This window comes from Bacillota bacterium, assembly GCA_040754675.1.
GTDB lineage: Bacteria > Bacillota > Limnochordia > Limnochordales > Geochordaceae > Geochorda.
The window spans coordinates 1-2,295 of the sequence record JBFMCJ010000616.1 but is presented as its reverse complement, the minus strand read 5'-3'; the positions used below and the strand labels follow the sequence as shown (position 1 = coordinate 2,295).

Genomic DNA, 2,295 nt, shown 5'->3' with positions numbered 1-2,295 from the left:
GGACTTCACCTCGGGCGCCTCGTCGTTCTGGGCTTTTGCGCGGCTTTGCATCATCCGCAACATCATCAGCGCGATCAAGGGCACCACTCGCCAGAAGCACATCCCCGTCAACCAGTACACGTCGCTCCACCGGCCCGTCTACGACATGGACGGCGACCGTACACTCCTGGAGGTCCTGCCGAACCAGCGCGTCGACGACCCCGAGGCGCTGGTCATCGACCGCGAGATCCTGTCGCAGACGCAGCAGTACGTGCGGCAGGTGCTGAGCGACTTCGAGTACCGGGTCTTTCGGCTTTACGTGAACGGCCTGTCCTACAAGGAGATGGCCCAGCGGCTCAACACCCACACCAAGTCCATCGACAACGCCCTGTGCCGCATCAAGCACAAGATAGAACGACGCTACTTGTAGCGTCGGCCCCCAGACCGGAGGCGGGGCAGGTGGCGCTCCCAGGTGCAGCATGTTGAGCCGGCCCTTGAACGCAGCGTTGAGGCGCTGGTGGAAGCCCTCCTGGGTGCGCGGCACGCCGTGGTGCTGACGGGCGCCGGCATCTCCACCGAAAGCGGCATCCCGGACTTCCGCAGCCCCGGGACCGGACTGTGGGAGCGCATGGACCCGATGGAGACCCTGTCGGCCCGCGCCTTTTGGGAGAACCCGGCCCGCTTCTACCGCGTCGCCGCCGAGACGTGGCTGCCGCCGCTCCTCGAGGCCCGCCCGAACGCCGCGCACCAGGTGCTGGCGCGGCTCGAGGCGGCCGGGGTCGTCAAGTGCGTCATCACGCAGAACATCGACGGCCTCCACCACAAGGCCGGGAGCCGCCGGGTGCTCGAAGTGCACGGCCACCTGCGGTGGGCAAAGTGCACCCGGTGCGGGCGCCGCTACGACCTGGAGGCGGTGCTGCGCCAGCTCCTGGACTCGAACGTCGGGCCGTACTGCCCTTGCGGCGGGCCCATCAAGCCGATGGTGGTGCTCTTCGGCGACCCCATGCCACCGGCGTTCGAGGAGGCGCTGGCCGAGGCGGCCCGGTGTGACCTGATGGTGGTGGTCGGCTCGAGCCTCACCGTGGATCCGGCGAACGCCCTTCCGGTGCTGGCCCCGCGCGTTATCATCAACAACCTGCAGCCCACCCCGATGGACGAACGGGCCGCCCTGCGCCTGCCGTACCCCGCGGGCGCGGTCTGGGCGGCCGTGGCCCAACGACTGACGGCTCTTCGGGTGCTGTGACCCGGGGCATGGCTGCGGCCCGCGTCGGAACCGGGCCGGCCGCCCGTAGGGCGGCTGCCTCTGGTCGGCGCGGCGCACCGTGCGCTATACTGGGATCCTAAGGAGCCAGAATGGGTGGGGTGCGGTGGCGGTTTCCGACGTTGAACTCTTCATCCGGCTCGTTGTGGCTGCGGTGCTTGGAGCCGTAATCGGGCTCGAACGCGAAAGCCACAGGCGTCCGGCGGGCTTCCGGACGCACACCCTGGTTTCGGTCGGTTCGGCGCTGGTCATGCTGGTTTCGGCGTATGGGCTATCGCGCGGCGGCAACACCGTCTGGCCGTACGACCCGACGCGCATCGCCGCGCAGGTCGTCTCCGGCATCGGCTTTCTCGGGGCCGGCACCATCCTGCGGGAGGGGCCGACCATCCGGGGGCTCACCACGGCGGCGAGCCTGTGGGTGGTGGCCGGGATCGGCCTGGCGGCCGGGGCCGGCTTCTACCTTGGCGCCGTGGTGACCACGGCGCTGGCGGTCATCGTGTTGGTCTGGTTGAGCCGGGTGGAGCGCCAGGTGCTTTCCAGCAAGGAGAGCGTGCTCTCGCTGGTCGTTTCCGACCAGCCCGGGCAGCTGGGGGCCGTGGCCTCGGTGCTGGGGCGGCACGGGGTCAACATCCGGGGTGTCGACATCGCCCCGCAGGAAGGGGCGAGGGCGGCCCTGCAGATTGCGGTAGAGGTGCCGCCTCGGGCCGACCGGAGCAGGGTGCTGGCGGACCTCTCGTCTCTGGAGGGGGTCTTCAGGGCTTCTTACGAAAGCCAATCGTGAACCGATGCGCATCTTACTGACCAACGATGATGGAATTGGCGGCCCCGGGCTTGCAGCCCTTGCCGAATGCCTCGACGGCCTGGGCGAACTCTGGATCGTGGCCCCCGACCAGGATCGGAGCGGGACCGGCCACGCCATTACGGTCCGGGAACACCTGCGGGTGCAGCGCATCCGTCTGGCCGGGCGCTGGGAAAGCTACGCGGTGGCCGGCACTCCCGCCGACTGCGTCAAGCTGGCTTTGCTCGAACTCTGCCCCGGCCCTCCGGACCTGGTG

The 2,295-nt window shown here is 69.2% G+C and carries 4 protein-coding genes; all 4 read left to right on the top strand.

Annotation, left to right across the window (positions count from 1 at the left end):
- On the top strand, positions 1 to 409 hold a 409-nt coding region (locus tag AB1609_21650; protein MEW6049041.1), incomplete at its 5' end, for a sigma factor-like helix-turn-helix DNA-binding protein.
- Between the two features lie 42 nt (positions 410 to 451).
- Positions 452 to 1,222, top strand: coding sequence for a Sir2 family NAD-dependent protein deacetylase (locus tag AB1609_21645; protein MEW6049040.1), 771 nt, complete (start codon positions 452 to 454; stop codon positions 1,220 to 1,222).
- Positions 1,223 to 1,346: 124 nt separating this feature from the next.
- Positions 1,347 to 2,021, top strand: coding sequence for an MgtC/SapB family protein (locus AB1609_21640; protein ID MEW6049039.1), 675 nt, complete (start codon positions 1,347 to 1,349; stop codon positions 2,019 to 2,021).
- A 4-nt stretch (positions 2,022 to 2,025) separates the two neighbouring features.
- Positions 2,026 to 2,295, top strand: a 270-nt coding sequence (locus AB1609_21635) for a 5'/3'-nucleotidase SurE (protein MEW6049038.1), incomplete at its 3' end; no start/stop codon positions are given.